We start from the raw sequence: 21,136 nt of genomic DNA, 5'->3' as shown, positions 1-21,136 counted from the left end.
CAAAAATTATGCCCAAATAAACCCTAAACTAGCTTTATATAAACTAAATACTTCCACATTGTCTTTTAACCATTGAAAAAAGCGAAAAGACACAGCATTACGAAACGCTTCCAATGCCTCAGCAAAAGTATTTAACGGTTTATTCCCCCATTGTCTTCTTAAACCTCCTGTCAAACGATGCCATTGAATAAAAGTGTAGGCACAAAATACCAAGATAAAATGTCTCATTAAACTTCTTTTATTTCTCACTTGGTATTGTGATAACCCTAACCATCCCTTGATTTCACGGTAAAATACTTCTATCCAATTTCTTTGTGTATAAGTTTCTACTATCCAATTTCCACACACTTTTTCTCCTATTTCATTAGTCATTAAATAATCAATATCTGTGGAATTTTCAAAAGTATCTGCATTCATGACGATAGCTACAGTTTTTATTCCCGACAAAGCTGATAATTCAATATTTATCGTTGCTACCCAAAGAGTTTTTTCTCGATTTTTTCCTATTCTTATTTTTTCAAAACTATCTTGGGGTAATGATTTTGCTATTTCAGCTATGGTTTTTTCAGACTCGATAAAATCTTGTTTTACCAATTTTACTAATCTATTTTTAGCAATAATTCCTATATATTTTAAATTCTTTTTTTCTAGTTTGCCTAATAAATTAGTATTGTTTCCATAACCACCATCCATTAAAATTATTTGGGGACAATAATTTCGATTTAAACATTTTTCAATTAAATTAAAGGCAATGTCTGGTTTTTTCTGAAATTGTGGAGCGTCTTTTCCTTCAGGGAAATTTTCGGCTTTTTCATATAATTCAACGTCTAAAGGAAAACTTCTCACACCATCATAAATGTGAGTAGTGACTATAACATTACCATTATCAGTTTTGCCAATTTCACCAATATATTGTCTTCCCACACAGTCAGTAAAGTTTCCACTTTTACGATGACCTGAATCGTCTATAATTAAGGAGAAACATCGACTAATTTTTGTTTGACGACAGGATGCAATAATTTCTAATCTTTTATCATTTACCTCATCATAATTCCAAGTGGACTCTGTTAAGAAATGGTGTAATTTATGATAAGTAATATCAAGATTATTATGGGCAATTTGAGTTATATTTTTTCTTTGAGAATCTCCTAATAAACCGCCCAAATAATTTCTAAACTCTCGTTTTTGTGCCTTTGTTTTTAAGACTGGGTCTATTTTTTCACACCAGCGATTGAAACATGGGGGCATTGATGAAGAAGTAATTTCTTTCATTTTGACCTAAAAGCAATATGATGTAAAAATTATAGCTTAATTGTTGTTATTGTTTTGTCTAAGTACCGATAATATTGGGTATTGGAGGATTGCTCACAAGGGCAGGTTTTTAATAGTTGGTTGAAAGCAAGACAAGGAAGGAATGAAGATAAGGAGACAAGGTAGATGTTACACACGAAAAATGGTCTTTTTAGAGATTCTTGTAATATACACAACCGAACTGTTTTTGTACGGTTTTCCTTCCTTGTCCATTTTCCCACCTTGTCCACCTTGTCTCACCAACATCAGAAAGTAAAATAACGACCCCTGTGGGTTGGGGGATTGGGGGGAAAATCGTTAATTGATAACTTAAAAATTTTCCCTAACACTAACCAATACTACTCGGTTTAAATTAGCTAAATAAAAATTGAGCAGTATTATTAGGAAGATCAACGCTAGTTCCATTAACTCCTAATTCGGCAGAGGTAAAACCAATTACCCCTTTAATAGTCATTAGCAGAGAACCAGTTCCAAAACCAGCATCACCTACGATGCCATTTCCTAAACTCAATTGAGTATTACTTCCAGAGATTTTGACATCAATAGAACTTATTCCTGTGAAGGATAATTTGTCAATTCCTTTAACAAATTGATTAATGATGTCGCTACCATCCCCACTAGAATAACGTACAATGTCCGCAACGCTGTCATTGAGTCCAAGATTTAAGGTATCATTGTCAGTGTTGCCAACTAAAATATCAGTACCTGCATTACCCGTTAAGATGTCACTACCTGCATTACCCGTTAAAATGTCACTACCTGCACCACCACTGAGAACGTTATTACTAGCATTACCTGTGATTGTATTATTAAGTTCGTTACCTGTACCATTAATTGCCGTACCTTGTAATACAAGTCTTTCTACATTACTACTCAGACTGTAAGAAGCACTACTTTTAACGGTATCAGTTCCTTGATTTGCAAGTTCAGTAATAACATCGGTGATCATATCTACCTGATAAGTATCATTGCCTAAGCCACCAATCAAGCTATCTGAACCAGTTCCTCCGTCAAGAATATCATTACCTGCACCACCACTGAGGACGTTATTACTGGCATTACCTGTGATTGTATTATTGAGTTCGTTACCTGTACCATTAATTGCCGTGCCTTGTAACATAAGTCTTTCTACATTACTACTCAGACTGTAAGAAACAGTACTTTTAACGGTATCAGTTCCTTGATTTGCAAGTTCAGTAATAACATCGGTGATCATATCTACCTGATAAGTATCATTGCCTAAGCCACCAATCAAGCTATCTGAACCAGTTCCTCCGTCAAGAATATCATTACCTGCACCACCAGTGAGGACGTTATTACTGGTATTACCTGTGATTGTATTATTGAGTTCGTTACCTGTACCATTAATTGCCGTACCTTGTAATATAAGTTTTTCTACATTACTACTTAAACTATAGGAAACAGTAACATAAACCGTGTCAGTTCCTGCACTCAATTCTTCTATAACTACATCACCAGAATCGTTGACTGTGTAAGTGTCATTTCCTGCTAAACCAATCAAAATATCTGCTCCTGTTGTACCGATGAGGGTATCAGCTTTAGAAGTTCCCGTGAAAATTGGATTTGTTGCTTGAGGAGAAATAACAAAGAGTTGATTAGCAGATGTACTGCCTCCTTGACCATCAATGACTGTATAATTCAGTTCTATAGGTCCGGTATAGTTTGAAGTTAGGGTAAATGTCCAAGTACTGTTGTTATTATTGGTGAAAGTACCAGCAATACTAGCAGATAGATTTGTTACACCTAAAATACCGCCATCAGGATCACTAAAACCTGTCAGTAAGTCTGTTGAGTTAATTTGGTATGGTGAGCCTTGTATTCCGTTAGCTAAATCGGCTGTGGCTGTGCCAATGGGATTTTGATTAACATGGATACTTAGATCGGCAATGGAAGTAGAATTGATACCATCTTGAATACTCAATAAGTCTTGCCATTCTTGTTCGATTACACTAACATCCCCGCCATCAGCGATCGCATCTGACATACTCTTATTCCGATCAAAAATCTCTCTGAGGGGTTCAGGATAATTGTTTTTAGTTAAACCTGTAATATTAACACCAAGAATACTGGCTAAGTCATTGGCATTAGCTAGATTCAGGGTTTTATTACTCGCTGAAGCCTTAATAATTGCCGAAGTTAAATTTAATCCCGTATCATCATCGGAAAGAGAAGTTAAAATCGCTACTTGAACCGCTACTTTTTCCACTGCAAGGGCTTGGGCTTGAGTTGGATTAGTCTGTAAAATTGCATAAGCATCATAACTTTGGAGATTAATAGTACTGGGAATTCCCAAGACAGTTTTAATCGTATTTGAAGCAGTGTTAGGGGATAAACCTAAATCAATGGCATCCTGAACCAAGGTAGTTAAAGGATTTATATTACTTGCACCGGATGGGGCTTTCAGTTGGATTAAAGTTACAACCAAGTCACCGCTCTTGGTGTTCAAAATTTCTTTAGCAGGACTTACGGGAGATTCGGCGATCGCATCATTGTCAGTATAAGACGCAATAACTTGTACCAATAACCCAGTATTGGCAGATGTGACGGTATAAGTATTACTATTAGTGCCGATATTGTTCCAAGTTGTGTCATTGTTACTGGATGATTGCCATTGATAATTAATACTGCCTGAAATTCCGTCTGGATCGCTGACTGTTGCTGTTAGGACATTTCCCACTGAGGCAATACCACTAATGATCACAGAACCGGGGGTATTTGTGGGAGTAGGAGGAGGACTGGAAATGGGGGAAAATCCACTATTCGTAATGTTAAAAAGTCCATTATTGAATTTGGCAAGTTCGATATTTGTTAAGGTATCAGTTCCTTCTGCGGTTGCACCTGTTTTACTATCAGTGACAGTATAGCTATTATTAACCGAGTTATAAACAAGACTGTACTCTGTACTAGCTCCTGCAAAAACTGCTGTATCGGAAGTGCCGTCACCACCTTCAAGATAGTCACTACCCGTATCTCCTTTGAGTTGATTATTACCACTACCGCCATAAATAGAGTCATTACCAGCACCACCAATCACGATGTCATCACCTGCCCCTGCATAGGCAATATCATCACCACCTTTAAGATCAATTAACTCATCTTGAGCAGAACCTGTTACAACATCATTGCCATCGGTTGTTGAAGTGGGCGTACTAACTACCCCAGAACCGGGGGTATTTCCTGCGGAAAAATTCGAGAGAAAAATACCACTATCAAGAATATGATCTCCTGTGTCTGAAATACCTATTTTAATATGGTTAGTTGTTCCTCCAGCTATTATTGGTGCTACAATTTTCAGAACGTGGCTAACACCGTCATATTCAATGGGCAAAATATTGTTAGCATTGTCTTGGAAATAACCTGCCGCTAAGTTAGAACTAATCACACTTAAAGGATGTAAGGGATCATGGTTAAATAGGGCATAGTTAACTCCATTTACCAGAACGATCGCTGAATCTACAAACGCATCTACCCATTCAGGATATTCATCAGAACCGAATACTAGATCAAAAGTTATAGACGTAGCGTTAGGATCAGTAACGGTAAAATCAAAAGTCAAGCTAGTGGCATCATAGGATTGTGTTTGAAAAACTGTATTGACCACTGCATCAATATCAGCATCACCATTATAAAATCCAGTAGTTACACTATTATCACTGCCAAAACCTGTGCTTGTGTTGCTTGTGCCGGGTGTTGTTCCTGACGTTAATAGTAGTCCAGAACCAATACCTAATGCGATCAGAGAACCATCATAGAAGTTAACTGCACTTGGTGCTGAGGTATTTAATTTGATTGAGCTAAGATTAACATTAATACCTGAGTTGACGGATAAAAGAGCATTAGTTAATAGCGAGTTGTTACCACCAGAATAGACAGAGAAAGGAGTAACCATAGATAAAAACTTCCTATAAAAATTATATAACTGATGTTACGCACTTGCACCAGAAATCAACGCTTTGAGATTTTTCACTATCGCTCAAAATGACTGTTTTTCCGTAAGGAGTCCGTAATGTCAGTTATATAAAAAGTCTATCGAAACAATGTAAAGAAGTAGGAAAGAAAAATTACCTCAGTTCAAGTATATAGCGTTTCTTACAATGATGAGGTACAATTTTGAGATGAAAAAATGTAGACGATATTAACATTAATCTAATGCGTCCCTACTCTTTGGATTTAAGACAAAAGATTATTCATGCTCGTGAAAAGCAACAATGCTCCATTCGTCAATTAGCTAAGAATTTTGGTGTGGCAAAAAGTTTTGTACAAAAGATAATCAAGCAGTATCAAGAAACTGGGGATCTCAAACCTCGTCATTCAGGGGGAAGACCCCCCAAAATAAATCCTGAACAAACGGTTGTCCTGTTAGAAATTATCAACGAAAATAATGATGCTACTCTCTGGGAATTAGCCGAGTTATTTGAGAAAAAAACTGGACTTAAACTCAGTACATCGACTATTGACAGAATCAGTCGTAAATTTGACGATACTGTCAAAAAAAAACACTGTATGCCACAGAAAAACATAGTGAGAGAGTTCAACAAAAAAGATCTGAATATTGGGATAAAGTGAGAGAAATTAATGAAGAGGACTTAATTTTTGTGGACGAATCGGGAAGTAATTTAGCAATGCTTCGCCTTTATGGTAGGGCAAAAAAAGGGTACAGAGTCAGAGGAGAAAAACCCCAGAAAAGAGGGGGTAATGTTTCTATAGTGACGGCAATATCCTTAAAGGAAGTAGTAGCATCAAGAAATATTTATGGTTCTGTAGATGGATTAACTTTTGAGGCTTTTGTGATCAGAGATTTAGTGCCCAAATTATGGGTGGGAGCTTGTGTAGTTATGGATAATGCAAAAATTCATTTAGGAGAAACAATTAGAAAGGAAATAGAGAAAGTGGGGGCATCATTGGTGTATTTATCACCCTATTCCCCAGATTTTTCACCCATTGAAAATTTTTGGTCGAAAGTCAAAAATCAGATCAGAAAACTAAAACCGAGAAATTATCATGATCTAGTAGAGGCGATTGGAAAAGCCATGGAGCAAGTAACACAGTTAGATATGCACAATTGGTTCACCCATTGCTGTTACTGTACCTCATCATTCTGATAAATGCTATAGATCATTTTATTGTGTTGATAAATAGCGTTTTTCAGTTAAATCATTGTCTTCTAAAACTATTTCTGGTTCAATAACTAATTGTTGATTTTCCCAGTTTTTTTGTTCAATTTTTTTTAACTCTAATTCAGGATCAAAATTTAAACCTAAAGCCACAATTATCTTTTCTTTATTGGCATATAAATCTACAAATGCAGTAAGCCAATATTGAGCTAAAAGGGGCTCTAAAGCGGTTATGACACCAATAATTAATTCACTAGGAGGATGAACTTCAGAAAACCGTTTATCCTCTAAACTTCTTTCTCCAGTACCCCATGTTTCCCCTTCAAAAGAACCTTGTACGGAGACAAAGCAATTCTCTTGACAATATTTATTAATCCACTTTCTATTATGTTTGTAATATTGCAACCATTTTTTCTTTAATCTAGCTTTAATTTCTTCAAAATTTTCCATAATATTTTTTTGATTAAACAGGGGTTTAAAAATTGAAATTCCAATAGCTGAGTGCTAATAGCTAATAGCTGACGGCTAATTAAACATTATTATTTCTCACTACTCATAATAATTTATTTAATCATCAATTAATCGATCGAGTAAATGACTAATATCTTTAACGGGATAAATATTTACTCCTAATTTTTCTGCCACTTCTACTACTGTTAAATCATCTAAAAATTTCTGCTCATCATGCTTTAACATTACAGAAGGTAATAAAACATTTTTTGCTAAGTTTTTATTAGATAAATGATCTAACAAATCTTGTCCAGTTAATAACCCAGTAACAGTGATTTCTTGCCCCCAATATTTACTATTTAAAGCAACTAAATCTACTTGTAAATTTTGAACTTGATTAAGTCTATTAACTAAAGGTTGAAAGGCAGTTTCTACAGCATTTCCCACAATCCATGTAAAGGTTTTTGGAGATGATATTTTTCTGGGTAATTTTGCTTTAGCAAGACTCTCAAATTCTTTAATAAATTGACGAATTGAACCAACACCATTACCAATTTGAGGATAATCTTCATAGTGAGATTCAGGCGGTAAATCTGTTTTTGCAATTAAAAACCATTCATCAGCTAACCATGCAAAAGTTGAACCACATTTTTCCTTAAATCTTACTTGTAATTCTTGTACTTGGGCGATAACTTCTTTTGCCTTTTCTGTTGTTACGGGAATTAATTCATCTTTGTCTGGTCTAAATTTCGTTAAGCCTACAGGCACGATCGCAGCACTAATAACTGCTGGAATATCGCCATGATGAAAAGAAAATAAATCTAGTAAAGTTGTTTCAAGATGTTTTCTATCATTAATGTTCGGACAAACTACCACTTGAGCATGAATTTGTAAACGTTTTTTTTGAAACCATGCTAACTGTTTTTTAATTTCTCCTGCTCGATTATTTTTGAGTAAATGACTTCTAATTTCTGGTTCGGTAGCATGAACGGATACATATAAAGGAGATAGGCGCATTTGTTCAATTCTCGTCCATTCTTTTTGGGTTAAATTAGTTAAAGTTAAATAACTCCCATAGAGAAAACTTAAACGATAATCATCATCTTTGAGGTAAAGAGTATCTCTTTTGCCCGGTGGTTGTTGATCTATAAAACAAAAAGGACATTTATTATTACACTGAATTAAACCATCAAAAAGAGCAGTTTCAAACTCTAAACCTAAATCTTCATCATAATCTTTTTCTATTTCTAAAAAATGATTTTTTCCCCGTTTATCTAGTACGTTTAATTCTAAATATTCATCGGCACATAAAAACTGATAATCTATTAAATCTCTAGGAGATATACCATTAATGTTAACGATCGAATCACCCACTTCAAAACCCATTTCGGCGGCGATCGAATCAGGAATAACTCTACTAATACGAGCAGGTTTCATGACTTATTTTTATTTTTCATTCTATATTCTAAAACCTAACACCTAATTTATGCTTCAACTACTTTTTTATTAATAGTTTTACGCCACCAACCCAGTAGGGTACTAGCAATAAAGATACTTGAATAAGCACCGCAAACAAAACCAATAATTAACGCAAGAGCAAAATATTTAAGAGTATCCCCACCAAACAAGAAAATGGCAACTACCGGTAAAAGGGTGGTTAAACTGGTATTAATCGATCGAGTTAAAGTTTGCATCACAGCAGTATCTATGACATAGTCCATATCATCGGTGTCGGCTTCTTTCAGAATATCTCGAACACGATCGTAAATTACAACGGTATCATTCACAGAAAAACCAGTGATAGTTAATAATGCCACCAGAAAGAGAGTATCTACTTCTACCCCCCCCACTAAACCTAAAACGGCAAAAGCACCTGTAGTAACTAAAACATCATGAAATAGAGCGACAATGGCAAAAATCGCATAATCAGTTTTAAATCGAAAACTCAAATAAACGATAATACCTGCAAAAGATACTATTAAAGCGAGAAGCCCAGAAATAAATAATTGTTTCCCAATAGTAGGCCCAACTGTATCAATTTGAATTGTTTTTGCGTCAAAAACTCCAATTTTGTCTGTTAAGACTTTTTGTAATTTAGTTCTTTCATCCACATCTAAAGTTTTTGTGCGAATAGAAATACTGTGTTGATCTTCCCCGACAACTTGAACACTACTATTATTAGCTAAATTTTCTGCTTCTAATATTTCTCGTACATCATTAACAGTAATAGGACGATCGCAATTATTCGGCACAGTACAATCAAGTTCTAACTGTAATCTTGTACCTCCTACAAAATCAAGACTAGGACGTAAAATAGTACCGATGGAAGTATAAGAAATAATCATTGCTAATATACTCCCCAAACAAAGAATACCTGAGATAGTCCACCAAATTTTTTCCCATTTAACAACGCTAAATTTCATAAATAGTTAATAATGAATAGTGAATAATTTAATTGACTTCCTAAGAGAAACTTTCGCTATCAGCTGTTTCAACAATGTAGAATGTACAGTTGACAGTTGATAATTCCTCATTCCTAATGCCTAATTATTAACGACGGGTTTAATATTTGGACAAAATAATTCTGGACGTTGACGAATAGCTGGAAAACCCAATACCACAATTAACAAAAAAGTACGACTACAAGTCAAAGCGGTAAACATACTTAAAACTACCCCGATGCCTAGTGTTAAAGCAAAACCTTTCACTAAACCTGAACCTAACCAAAATAAAGCCGCACAAGCGATTAAAGTGGTGACATTCCCGTCTAAAATACTAGAGAAAGCTCGATAAAATCCTGATTCTACCGATCGATAGAGGGTTTTTCCGTCTCTTAATTCTTCCCTTGTACGCTCAAAAATTAATACATTTGCATCAACAGCCATACCGATACTTAACAGAAAACCAGCGATACCGGGTAAGGTTAAAGTAACTCCGGCAATGGAAAAACAAGCTAAGTTAAGTAAAGCATAGATAATTAAAGATACATCGGCAATAATACCCGGTAAACGATAATAAACTCCCATAAAGATTAATACAAGAGCTAAACCGCAAATTCCAGCAACGATACTTCTGCGAATGCTATCTTGTCCTAAAGTTGCACCAACGGTACGATTTTCAACGATTTTGACGGGTAATGGCAATGCACCCCCTTCTAACTGTAAGGCCAATTCTCTGGCTTGTTCAAGGGTAAAACCACCACCACCAGAAATAGTTGCCGTACCGCCCATAATGCCTGTGGTGGCATATTCAGCACTTACACCGGGAGCGCTGATTAATTTATTGTCAAGAAAAATTCCTAAAGTACGCCCTGTACCCGCAATACTTTTAGTTAAATCAGCGAATAACTTACCCCCCTCATCATTGAATTCGAGAACAACTTCCCAATCGTTACCTTGTTGACTAGGTTGATAACCAGCTTTTTTCAGTTTTTCGCCGTTTAATTCGCTTTTTGTATATAACTTTTGAGATAATTCAGCGATTTCTACTTGTTTTGTCTTGATTTTTGCCTCTTGTGCCGTTAATTCTTCTCCTTGTAACAATTGAGCTTGAAAAATTAATTCTCCTAACTCTTGCTGTCTAATTTGATATTGGGCTTGAATTTCAGAGTTATCTGTTTCGGTACGAAAATCTAATTGTGCTGTACCGCCTAAAACTCTTTCTGCTTCTTGAGGATCATTGACACCGGGCAATTGTACCAAAATTCGATCTCTACCGACACTTTGCACCACTGCTTCGGATACCCCTAAACCATTGACTCGATTGTCAATAACCGTGCGCACCCCTTCTAATTTTTCAGGAGTAATTTCTGGTACTTCAGGCGTTGTTTGTAATTGAATTGTTAATTGTGAACCTCCTCTTAAATCTAGCCCTAATTGCAAAGGCAAGTTAATCAGAGTGACGATCGAAGTCGCAATTAAAACAATTATTAAAATAATAAAAGCTCTTTGTTTTTCCATTAATATTTATAATAAATTAGGCTCTTTACTTTGAATTTAATTCTTACAAAAGGTATTAGGTATTAGGTGATAGGTTTTAGGTTAAATTAAATAAATATTTAGGTTAAATTAAAACTATTAATTGATAACTCTTAACTTCTATCTCCTAACTCCTAATTATTTAGATTTTATTCGTCATGATTTTACGAACAGCTTCCACAATTTGCTCAGGTTGCACGATCGTTAACCTTTCTAAAGTACCATTATAAGGGGTAGGAATATCCTGAGAAGATAAACGCACCACAGGGCCATCTAACTCATCAAATAATTGATCATTAATAGATGCGGTTAGCTCGGCGGCGATACCACCAGTTTTCATACATTCTTCCACAATAATTACCTTATGAGTTTTGCGGATAGATTCTCCAATAGTCGCCATATCCAAAGGTTTTAGAGAAATTAAATCAATTATTTCAGGATCATATCCATCTTTTTCAATTTGTTTTAATGCTTGTACACAATGGTGTCTCATACGAGAATAAGTCAAAATCGTCACATCTTTACCTTTACGCACGATTTCTGCTTTATCCAAAGGTACTGTATATTCGTAATCTGGTAGGTTTTCTTTATGGTTATATAATAAAACGTGTTCAAAAAACAACACAGGATTATCATCCCTAATAGCAGATTTTAATAAACCCTTAGCATTATAAGCAGTCGAACAAGCCACAATTTTTAACCCCGGTACAGCTTGAAAATAAGCCTCTAAACGTTGAGAATGTTCTGCACCAAGTTGTCTGCCCACACCTCCAGGCCCACGAATTACAGTAGGAATTTTATAGTTTCCCCCTGAAGTATAACGCATCATCCCCGCATTATTGGCAATTTGGTTGAAGGCAAGTAACAGAAAGCCCATATTCATCCCTTCAATAATGGGGCGTAATCCTGCCATTGCCGCACCCACTGCCATTCCTGTAAAGCTATTTTCGGCAATAGGGGTATCTAAAACTCTAAATTCACCATATTTTTCGTATAAACCTTTGGTTACTTTATATGAACCGCCGTATTGTCCTACATCTTCTCCTAATACAAAAACTTTGTCATCTCTTGCCATTTCTTCATCAATAGCTTGACGCAAAGCATTAAACATTAATGTTTCTGCCATTTATTTTTCTTTAATATTACTAGCTATAGCAAAGATCATCTTATCATTTTCGATCGATCTTTAATACTAAGCATTGGAATAATTAACACAGAAAGTCAGAAAAATTATAGTTTTTCAAAACTCTAGGATACTATTTTTTGAATTTATTTATCATTTTAATAATCAACAACAATAATTGTAGAATAAATTATTTTCAGAATTGGGTTAGTGAGGGTTGCTTCTTATCTGTCGCACAACAGTTAAAGCAGAATAACTAACTCCAGCAGTGCCTTCTCCGGGGTGAGTTGAGTCTCCTACTAACCATAAATTTTCTATAGGAGTGCGAGTGGCAACACCAAAAGGTCCAAATGTACTTATTCTTTGCCCAACACCTCCAACGATGCCTTTTTCTCTCCCAGTATATTTATAAAACGTAACGGGGGTTGCTATTTCTTGATGAATAATTGTCTCTGGGGTGAGGTTAAAATATTGTTTGAGTCGATCGATCGCCTTATTTGTATAATCTTGTTTTAGTGACTCATAATCGTCAAGGGGGATATTCCACCAAAGGTTAACATCAGTAAAAGAAGAAGCGATAATAGTGGCTTTACCTTGAGGCGCTCTGCCATCGCCTTGTTTACTAACGGATACAAATAAAGAATTTATCTCGGCAATTTCTCCTTCATAATCGTATAAAAATTGGAGGTGAGGAGGGCAATTATCGGGAATGGCAGATATTTCTACTCCTAAATAGATCACAAATGCACCACTTGCTGGAGGTAATTTCTCCACTCGTTGACGATAAGTAAAGGGAATTTTTTCTGTCATAGTTGTCAAATTATTTACCGTAAGATTGCCTACCACATGATTCGCTTTTTCTTGGTGAATCTCTCCTGTTTTCAAATTTTTGATGGTGACTCCCGTTACTTTTCCCTTTTCGGTGTCAATTTTTTGCACTAAATGGCGCATATACAATTTTCCGCCATATTTTTCTAATCCTTCCACCAGTCGATCGGTCAAAACCTGCATACTGCCATTAAGATGATATAATCCTTGAGGAGATTGAGACACCGACAAAGCTGTTGCCGCATATAGTAAAGCCGTTTCTTCTGTATCAACCTGAGAATATAACTTTAACTGCATATCGAGAAAAGTTTTTAAGCGCTTATCCTTGCCTAATCCTAAAAATCGCAAAGCATGTGCTACCGTCATGAAAGTAAAAGGTGCAGTGACGAAGGTATCTAACCGTAAGGCTTGAATTAATTGTCCTAAATCCCACAAGTTGCGAGGTGGTAAAATGGGATCTCGACTTTGAAACTGCCAACTTGCATCAAATAAAATCTTTAATAATGCCCAAAATTTTTCACTATGGGGAAACTGTTTCTGTCTTTCTAAACGCCATTTTTCAGGGTTACGCCACACCATAATTGGTTGGATTTCTTGGGGTAAAAATACGGCACAGGCAGGATTACATTCTGTGGCTGAAGGTATATCAAGATCCAAATCTCGAAAAATACGATGATGAATACCTCCTTTTTCTAATCCTGCTACTTGAGTCGCACCAACATCGAAAGTAAAGCCTTTTCGTTGAAAAGTGGAAGCACATCCTCCCGGTACGATCGCTTGATCATATATAGTAACATCATAGCCATAACGGGCTAATAATGCTCCGGTGGTTAAGCCTCCAATTCCTGCACCAATGACAATTACTTTTTGTTGTTTTTCCATATCTTTTTAACTGTACCTTGCTTAATAAATCTTAACAAAGATTGATTAATTGTTTTACAACTTCCTTAGCAGAATCGATGCTGAAGGGTTTACTGGCATTAGTAATAATTTGTCTTCCTACAACGTTCATTCCAATATATGATAGCTGAGATCTCATCGCCAGTAGCACATATTGTCCACCACCACCACTATAAGTAGCAACCATTGCAGGTTTACCATTAAAACAACGTCTCCAATCATCTCCACTGACACTTAACCAAGCAATAGCATTATTTAAAGTAGGTGGAATACCACCATTATACTCAGGTGCAACAAAAATCATGCCATCAGTATTGAGTAAAGTTTGAGCTAATTCTTTTACTTTATCAGGAATACCTTGTTGAGCTTGAATTTTAGGAGTATAGAGAGGTAATTCTTCTTCTACTAAATCAATAATTTGAGTTGTTTGCCCCATTTCCATAGCGATTGCATTAAGCTGATTTGCTAGTGCAAGATTTTTATTGTTACTAGCGACAATGATTGAGATTCTCATAGTTTATTTATGTAATATTTAAAAGTACTGAATTTTACCAAGGGTAAACCATAAAATTATCGTTAAAGAGAGGTAAAAGTTCAACAATGAACAATGTACGATTGACAGTTACCTCTGGCTAAAAGAGAAGAGGATTGAATTAAAAAAAGTAAACCTTTTATCTTTTTCCCCTTAAAAAGAGCAGGCTTTAAACCTTGAATGGATTAATTGCAAATTATCAATTATCAATTGCTAAAACGGTTTTAGCTTAATAGGTGGGAGATAATTTATTCAAATAATTCTGGTGGGTATTACCCACCTCACAGACTTATAGTTTGCTGATAATTCTCTGTAAAATTTCTATTCCTGTAAAGGCTTGCCAACCAAAAATTAACAACATAGTCATATTCATTCCAACATGGGTGAATCTAGCAAAAGTATTCCCTTTTTGCATGTATGGTACTAAGGAAGCAGAAACCGTAACCATTGCCATCATCCCTAATCCGGCTAATAAATGAGGGCCAACAAATAATTTACCATTATTAATATAAGTAATTGCCATGCCTCCGATCGTGCCGCACACTACCAAAGCCATAAAAATTGAGCCGACTTGATGATGACGATTGATAAAGTTACCTTTGATTAACTCTTTTTTCTTTTCTTTATCTGCTTGACGAGTACGTTTTACTTTGATTCCTAAATATAGAGCATAAATAGCTGTGGCAAATAATACCCACATTAGAATCGGATGTCCAAATTGTGACCATGTTTTCACTGCTTGGGGAATCTCAAAATTCATTGTTTTTCTACCTTATTTCTTTAAACTTAATGTTATTTAATATAAATTAACATAGCATTAGTCACGTTAGAATAGAAATTGTAACTTCAGTATTCAGCCTAAATCTGCCATGACTTTTACATTAGTTAGACCAAATTCTCTTCATTGCCCTATAATCACTAAATTTCCCAATGGTTTAACTATTATTACTGAACAAATACCTGTTTCTGCCGTCAATGTCAATATTTGGTTTAATGTAGGTTCTTCGATCGAGTCTGATTGTATTAATGGCATGGCACATTTTTTAGAACATATGATCTTTAAAGGCACAGCTAATCTAGCTAGTGGTGAATTTGAGTACTTATTAGAAGCTAGAGGTGCAGTGACGAATGCCGCAACCAGTCAAGAATACACTCATTTTTATTTTACTTGCGCCCCTCAAGATTTTGCTGATATTTTACCTTTGCAATTAGATTTAGTGTTAAATCCTCTTTTACCTAAAGCAGAATTTGAACGGGAAAGAATGGTAGTATTAGAAGAAATTAGAAGATCGATCGATAATCCACGACGTAGAGTATTTGAACGAATGATGGTAAAAGCTTTTCCTAATTTACCCTATCATCGTCCCGTTTTAGGAACAAAAGAAGTAATTGAAAATGTTACTTGTGAGCAAATGCAAACTTTCCATAAATCATGGTATCAACCCTCTAATATGACGGTGGTAGCAGTGGGAAATCTACCCCCCCAAGAATTAACCGATACTATCATCAATTCTTTAAATCCTAATATAATTAACTTTCCCTCTCCAAAACCAGTTTATACTCCTGAATCTCCTTTTAGAGAAATTGTTATCGATGAATATAAAGAGAATGCCTTACAACAATCCCGTTTAATAATGATGTGGCGTGTTACAGGATTAAACGATTTAGAGCAAACTTTTCCTTTAGATGTTTTAGCCGTAATTTTAGGACAAGGTAAGCTATCTCGACTATTTCAAGATTTAAGGGAAAATCGTCGTCTTGTTACTAAAATTTCTGCGACAAATATGACTAATCAAATACAGGGATTATTTTATATTGCGGCTCAATTACCAAAAGAAAATATTTCTGCCGTTAAAGATGCTATACTTTTTCATATTGCAAATATTCAAAGTAAAGGTATAACTTCTCAAGAATTAAATCGAGTTTGTAAAATTGTGGCGAATCAATATATTTTTCAAAGTGAAAAACCAAGTGATAGAACTAACTTATATGGTTATTATTATTCACAAATAGGCAATATAAATCCAGCTTTAGAATATGTTGAAAAAATAAGAAAATTAACTGTTGAAGATATACAAAAAACTGCACAAAAAATTTTAAATCTTAACGCTCATGGAATTATAATTGTCAATAACTAAAATCATTAGAAAAACAATTTATACAATTACTTAATAGAAAATCAGAGTAGTATAATTTAATAATAAATATCGTTAATTATTGGTTTTTGCAATATTTAAACTAACCATAGATTTTCAAATAATTAATAATATTAAAGTACAATAAATTTATCACAAAAAAATGATTAAAGTTTTTATAGTAGAAGATGAAATTATAGCTATTCAGAGTATTATTGTTGACCTAAAAAAATTAGGTTATCAAGTGGTAGGAGAATGTAGTGATGGAGATAAGGCTTTAGATAAAATTATTGATGCTAATCCAGATCTGGTGTTAATGGATATTAAAATTAAAGGAGAAAAAGATGGGATTAAACTAGCAGAAGAATTAAATAAATTTTATTCCATTCCTGTTGTTTATTTAACTGCTTATGCCGATGAAAACACTTTATCTAGGGCAACAAAAACTTCTCCCTATGGATATATCATTAAACCTTATAAAACACAAGATTTAGCTATTACGATTACTCTGGCATTGAGTAGGTATCAAGAAATAGAAAAAATCAAAAAGAAATTAACAGAACAACAAGAAAAATTAAATTTTTCGACTAAACATGACGAAGTGACTCAATTGCCTAATCAGTTATCTTTAGTGGAAAATTTTAATGGTATTTTAGAAGTTTTTTATCAACAATTAAATTCTGAATCCTATGAAAATGATAGAGATATACCTAAACTTATTTCTATTTTATATCTTAGTTTCGATCGATTTAAACTAATTAGAGACGAGTTTGGACAAGATTTAGGTAATTTATTATTAAAGGCTTTAGTCAAAAGATTACAAGCTAATTTGAGTGAAGAAACAATTATTACACGCCTTGAAGGAGATGAATTTGCCTTAATTATCCCACCTATTTCGATGAAACAACAAGCGATCGATATAGCTAAAATGTTACTTAAAAAAATTACCCCTCCATTGATTTATAAAAATAAAGAAATTTATATTGATTTTAAAATAGGTATTAGCTTTTATCCCCTACATGGGCAAAATATCGATGAACTTTTATATAAAGCAAAACAAGCCGTTAAGGATTTAGAAAAAATGGGAGAAAATCAGTATCAAGTTTATTCTCCTACTTTACATAAATATACTCCAAAACAAATAAGTTTAGAAGCACAATTACATCATGCTTTAGAAAAAAATCAATTAGAACTTTATTATCAACCAAAAGTAGAAGTTAAAACCAGTAAAATAATTGGTGCCGAGGCTTTATTACGATGGAATCATCCCGAAGAAAAATTTATCTCTCCTGCGGTATTTATTCCTTTAGCAGAAGAAACAGGCTTAATTGAGTCTATAGGAGAATGGGTTCTACATCAAGCCTGTGAACAATTTAAGATTTTACAAAAAAAATATCGCCCAGATTTACAAGTAGCGGTTAATCTTTCCGCTCGACAATTTAATGAAGATTTATTAGAGCATAAAATTCTTAAAATTCTAGCTTTTCACTATTTTAATCCTTCATTATTAGAACTAGAATTAACAGAAAGTACCTTAGTTCGCAACACTTCTGTAGCCATTAAAAAACTAAATAAACTCAAATCTGCTGGTTTAAAGATAGCTATTGATGACTTTGGTACTGGTTATTCTTCTTTAGGTTATATTCAAGATTTTAACTTTGATATTCTCAAAATCGATCGATGTTTTGTTAAAGACATTAATCAGAATAAAAAAAATGCCACAATAACGAAATATTTAATTGAAATGGCTCATCAATTGAATCTTAGTGTAGTAGCGGAAGGAGTAGAAATAGAACCAGAATTAGCATTTTTACACAAAAATAATTGTGACTATTATCAAGGTTATTTATTCAGTCGCCCTTTACCTTTTTCTCAGTTTCAAGAATTACTTGATAACAATATTTAAGGCTCTCTTACTTTGAGTATGATAAATTATAGTAGAATTTCTCGCAAAGACCGATTATAACGTTAAGTTTAAGTTTGATCGTCAACGAACAGTTGCAAAATAATATTATTTTAGATAGAATATAATGTTTAGCTCAGAAATTATATAAAAACTTGGCGACAGCCGAAGACAGCAGGTGCGAAAAAGGCTTAATTATCCTGCCTAGGTTGATGAGGATATTAAAAAAGTAAACGTGATTTTCAGATTAGTTTTAATCTCATCACTATTTATAATTTAAAGATTATCTCGATACATCAACCGAAAACCCGTGCTAATAGTTGCTAGGGTTTTTTTAATTGTCTTAAGACAAAAATTTAACACCCCAGGAGGTGAGAACAATATCTAAATCCCTAGAGAGTAAAAAACAAGAAGTAGCTGAAATCCAACAGTTATTAGAAGATGCTCGATTGGCGATCGTAGTTGATTATCAGGGGCTTACCGTTGCTGACATTAGCGATTTACGCAATCGTTTAAGAGAAAACGGTACTATCTGCAAGGTAACAAAAAATACCTTAATGAGTAAAGCCGTTGAAGGTAACGAATATTGGTCTGGAATTAACCCCTTATTAAAAGGGACTTCCGCATTTATCTTAGCTGATGAGGAAAATATTGGTACAGCAGTTCGTGCTTATCAAGCATTCCAAAAAGAGCGTAAGAAAAGTGAGTTAAAAGGCGGAGTCATGGAAGGACAAACCCTGACAGAAGCACAGGTTAAAGCCTTAGCCGACTTACCCACCAAAGATCAACTCATCGCCCAAATCGCTGGTGCTATCAATGCTATCACTGCTAAAGTGGCTCGTGGTGTCAACGAAGTGCCAACATCTTTGGCTCGTGCGATCGATGCCGTCAAGTCTCAGAAAGAAGCCGCTTAAAAGGTTTCGCCGTTTATTAAACTATTGTACAAAGGAGATCACAATTAATTATGTCTGATAAAGTAGCAAATATTGTTGAAGAGTTAAAAACTTTAACCCTCTTAGAAGCATCTGAATTAGTTAAACAAATCGAAGAAGTATTCGGCGTAAGTGCTGCTGCTCCTGTTGGTGGTATGATGATGGCTGCTGCTCCTGTTGCGGCGGCAGAAGAAGTTGAAGAACAAACCGAATTTGATGTTATCTTAGAAAGTTTCGGTGAGAAGAAAATGGACGTTCTTAAAGTTGTTCGTACCATCACTGGCTTGGGTTTAAAAGAAACCAAAGAGTTAGTAGAATCTGCACCTAAAGCTGTTAAAGAAGCTGTTGGTAAAGAAGAAGCCGAAACCATCAAGAAACAATTAGAAGAAGCTGGTGCGAAAGCAAGTATCAAATAATTTTTTCTAATTTACATACATCAAGAAGGCGGGTTAAATTGATTACCCCGTCTTTTTTTTGTTAATATTTTTATGAAAATGACCCATTAGCAAAAAAACTAAGGAACATGGTTAACGATTTGTAAGTCAAATGATATAACCTTCAATAAGGATAAATATAGCAATAGACAGATTTTTTAGGACATCTTAAAAATATTAGATTATCATTCTAACTCAGAGAAAGAATCTCACAATGTCCTAAGTATTATGGCGAGTGCTATAGCCTCAAACTTTTAATTATCGATACAAACTACAGCAATATTGGGCTGTGGGGACAACAACTCAAATCTGAAAAAATAACTATGCTTAAATTATTAATCTCAACTAAATTATCTATTTTAGCTTTAACCACTTTATCTACTATTTTGCCCTTCCAGTCTGCTCAAGCTATTACCTTTCAGGAGACAGAAGTCAATCAATCTGATTTTATTGCAGTTGCTCAACCCTACGGAGAAAATAAATATAACTTAATTGTAATTGAACAAATCCCTCAAAAAAATTCTTGTTGGAGTGAAATGGGTGCAAATCCTGTGAATGTGGATTTACTATTGATCAATTTTGATTTTAGTGGTCATTGTCGCCGTAGCACTGATGCGAATGGTTATTCTATCCGTTACGATGGACAAGATTATGGTTTAGATATTTTACTCAATTTAACAGAAAGAGATGGTAATTTAGTTTTAGTCGGAATTAATCGTAAAGATTCCAGTCAACCCCCTATAATAGTTGGCACTGCACAAGGATTAAATGGACAACCGATGAAAATACAACTTAATCCGGGATGGCGTTTTAGTAAAAGAACCTATGAAGGTAAGATGTTAGGTCATGTTTATTTTAGTTATGATTCTTCTGCCACTCAAGTTAATCCTCCGGTAAATGAAACTGTGATAAATGGTATTCCAGAAAATAATATTCCTTTACCTGAAGAAATACCTCAAGGTACGATTCAAGAAATAGTATCTCCCGATGTTCAACAACAAAAAGAAATTGAAAAACCTGTTAATAAATTAGAAGAACGTAAAACTAATTCTTCTCGTCGATCGAGTTTAACTCAAAGTCGTTGGGATAGGTAATTCGATCGTTAATTAAGTTAATTTTAATGTATATATACCTAATGTAAATTAGGCTTAGGTTTTTTTGCCTTCTTTACTGTATATGGATTTTAGATATTTATTTTGATAGGTTAAGTATGAAAACTTAACCCATTTTTATTACCTTAAATGTATTTAAAATTTTTGATATTATAAAAACTTTATTTTTATAAATTATCTGTATAAATACTTACAAGTTTTAATTATTTATAAGATGATTAAACTTTAACAAACTTTTGTTACATTAATTAGCCTATTTACAATGAATATGGTTAGAATTGAAGAAAGATTAAATAAAAATTAAGAAAAATAAACATTACAAAAGTCTTTTATAAACTTAAGAAACACATAATCTCAAATCACA

At 34.3% G+C, this 21,136-nt stretch carries 16 protein-coding genes and 1 other annotated feature; of the genes, 6 read left to right on the top strand and 10 right to left on the bottom strand.

Annotation, left to right across the window (positions count from 1 at the left end; genetic code table 11):
• Nucleotides 1-6: 6 nt before the first annotated feature.
• Together GM3709_RS05325 and GM3709_RS20055 are read right to left on the bottom strand one after the other, a co-directional pair.
• Nucleotides 7-1,272 carry an IS701 family transposase gene (locus tag GM3709_RS05325; protein ID WP_066115324.1) on the bottom strand — a complete coding sequence of 422 codons (1,266 nt, stop codon included), beginning with the start codon at nt 1,270-1,272 and terminating at the stop codon, nt 7-9.
• A gap of 391 nt (nt 1,273-1,663) precedes the next feature.
• Nucleotides 1,664-5,221, bottom strand: a complete 3,558-nt coding sequence (locus GM3709_RS20055) for a choice-of-anchor L domain-containing protein (protein ID WP_066116960.1) — start codon at nt 5,219-5,221, stop codon at nt 1,664-1,666.
• A 260-nt stretch (nt 5,222-5,481) separates the two neighbouring features.
• On the opposite strand from GM3709_RS20055, the gene GM3709_RS19565 reads away from it, so the two are divergent.
• Nucleotides 5,482-6,434 (top strand): IS630 family transposase gene (locus GM3709_RS19565; protein ID WP_144439385.1). Its coding sequence is split into 2 segments (ribosomal slippage): nt 5,482-5,818 and nt 5,818-6,434, totalling 954 coding nucleotides; the frame shifts between segments, so codons are not numbered across the junction.
• A gap of 18 nt (nt 6,435-6,452) precedes the next feature.
• Here GM3709_RS19565 and GM3709_RS05305 read toward each other — a convergent pair.
• From GM3709_RS05305 to GM3709_RS05270, 8 genes are all read right to left on the bottom strand, one after another.
• Nucleotides 6,453-6,896 carry a DUF5331 domain-containing protein gene (locus GM3709_RS05305; protein ID WP_066116958.1) on the bottom strand — a complete coding sequence of 148 codons (444 nt, stop codon included), beginning with the start codon at nt 6,894-6,896 and terminating at the stop codon, nt 6,453-6,455.
• 117 nt (nt 6,897-7,013) lie between these two features.
• Nucleotides 7,014-8,333, bottom strand: coding sequence for a TIGR03279 family radical SAM protein (locus GM3709_RS05300; protein ID WP_066116956.1), 1,320 nt, complete (start codon nt 8,331-8,333; stop codon nt 7,014-7,016).
• 47 nt (nt 8,334-8,380) lie between these two features.
• A complete protein-coding gene (gene secF, locus GM3709_RS05295) occupies nt 8,381-9,319 on the bottom strand; it encodes a protein translocase subunit SecF (RefSeq protein WP_066116953.1) in 939 nt (312 codons plus the stop codon).
• A 120-nt stretch (nt 9,320-9,439) separates the two neighbouring features.
• The gene (gene secD, locus GM3709_RS05290; protein ID WP_066116951.1) at nt 9,440-10,855 is read right to left on the bottom strand and encodes a protein translocase subunit SecD; all 1,416 of its coding nucleotides are present in this window, start codon (nt 10,853-10,855) and stop codon (nt 9,440-9,442) included.
• 160 nt (nt 10,856-11,015) lie between these two features.
• Entirely contained in the window at nt 11,016-11,999 is a 984-nt protein-coding gene (locus GM3709_RS05285; protein WP_066116949.1) for an alpha-ketoacid dehydrogenase subunit beta, read from the bottom strand.
• A gap of 204 nt (nt 12,000-12,203) precedes the next feature.
• A complete protein-coding gene (gene crtD, locus GM3709_RS05280) occupies nt 12,204-13,706 on the bottom strand; it encodes a C-3',4' desaturase CrtD (RefSeq protein WP_066116947.1) in 1,503 nt (500 codons plus the stop codon).
• 31 nt (nt 13,707-13,737) lie between these two features.
• On the bottom strand, nt 13,738-14,238 hold the full coding sequence (locus tag GM3709_RS05275) for an NADPH-dependent FMN reductase (RefSeq protein ID WP_066116945.1): 501 nt from the start codon (nt 14,236-14,238) through the stop codon (nt 13,738-13,740).
• 307 nt (nt 14,239-14,545) lie between these two features.
• Nucleotides 14,546-15,016 carry a DUF4079 domain-containing protein gene (locus GM3709_RS05270; RefSeq protein WP_066116943.1) on the bottom strand — a complete coding sequence of 157 codons (471 nt, stop codon included), beginning with the start codon at nt 15,014-15,016 and terminating at the stop codon, nt 14,546-14,548.
• 109 nt (nt 15,017-15,125) lie between these two features.
• Between GM3709_RS05270 and GM3709_RS05265 the strand changes: the two genes are divergently transcribed.
• The 5 genes from GM3709_RS05265 (at nt 15,126) to GM3709_RS05245 (ending at nt 20,754) form a co-directional block, all read left to right on the top strand.
• Nucleotides 15,126-16,394, top strand: coding sequence for a pitrilysin family protein (locus GM3709_RS05265; protein ID WP_066116941.1), 1,269 nt, complete (start codon nt 15,126-15,128; stop codon nt 16,392-16,394).
• A gap of 160 nt (nt 16,395-16,554) precedes the next feature.
• Nucleotides 16,555-18,297: an EAL domain-containing protein gene (locus GM3709_RS05260; RefSeq protein WP_066116940.1), complete on the top strand. Its 1,743-nt coding sequence runs from the start codon at nt 16,555-16,557 to the stop codon at nt 18,295-18,297.
• Between the two features lie 144 nt (nt 18,298-18,441).
• Nucleotides 18,442-18,639: a sequence feature (ribosomal protein L10 leader region), on the top strand.
• Nucleotides 18,640-18,674: 35 nt separating this feature from the next.
• Nucleotides 18,675-19,208 carry a 50S ribosomal protein L10 gene (gene rplJ, locus GM3709_RS05255; RefSeq protein WP_066121757.1) on the top strand — a complete coding sequence of 178 codons (534 nt, stop codon included), beginning with the start codon at nt 18,675-18,677 and terminating at the stop codon, nt 19,206-19,208.
• 50 nt (nt 19,209-19,258) lie between these two features.
• Nucleotides 19,259-19,642 carry a 50S ribosomal protein L7/L12 gene (gene rplL, locus GM3709_RS05250; RefSeq protein WP_066116938.1) on the top strand — a complete coding sequence of 128 codons (384 nt, stop codon included), beginning with the start codon at nt 19,259-19,261 and terminating at the stop codon, nt 19,640-19,642.
• 341 nt (nt 19,643-19,983) lie between these two features.
• Nucleotides 19,984-20,754 (top strand): DUF3747 domain-containing protein, encoded by a 771-nt coding sequence (locus tag GM3709_RS05245; RefSeq protein WP_066116936.1) that lies wholly within the window; start codon nt 19,984-19,986, stop codon nt 20,752-20,754.
• The last annotated feature ends 382 nt before the right edge of the window (nt 20,755-21,136 follow it).

The organism is Geminocystis sp. NIES-3709, assembly GCF_001548115.1.
Lineage (GTDB): Bacteria > Cyanobacteriota > Cyanobacteriia > Cyanobacteriales > Cyanobacteriaceae > Geminocystis.
This window is presented reverse-complemented; position numbering and strand designations above follow the sequence as displayed.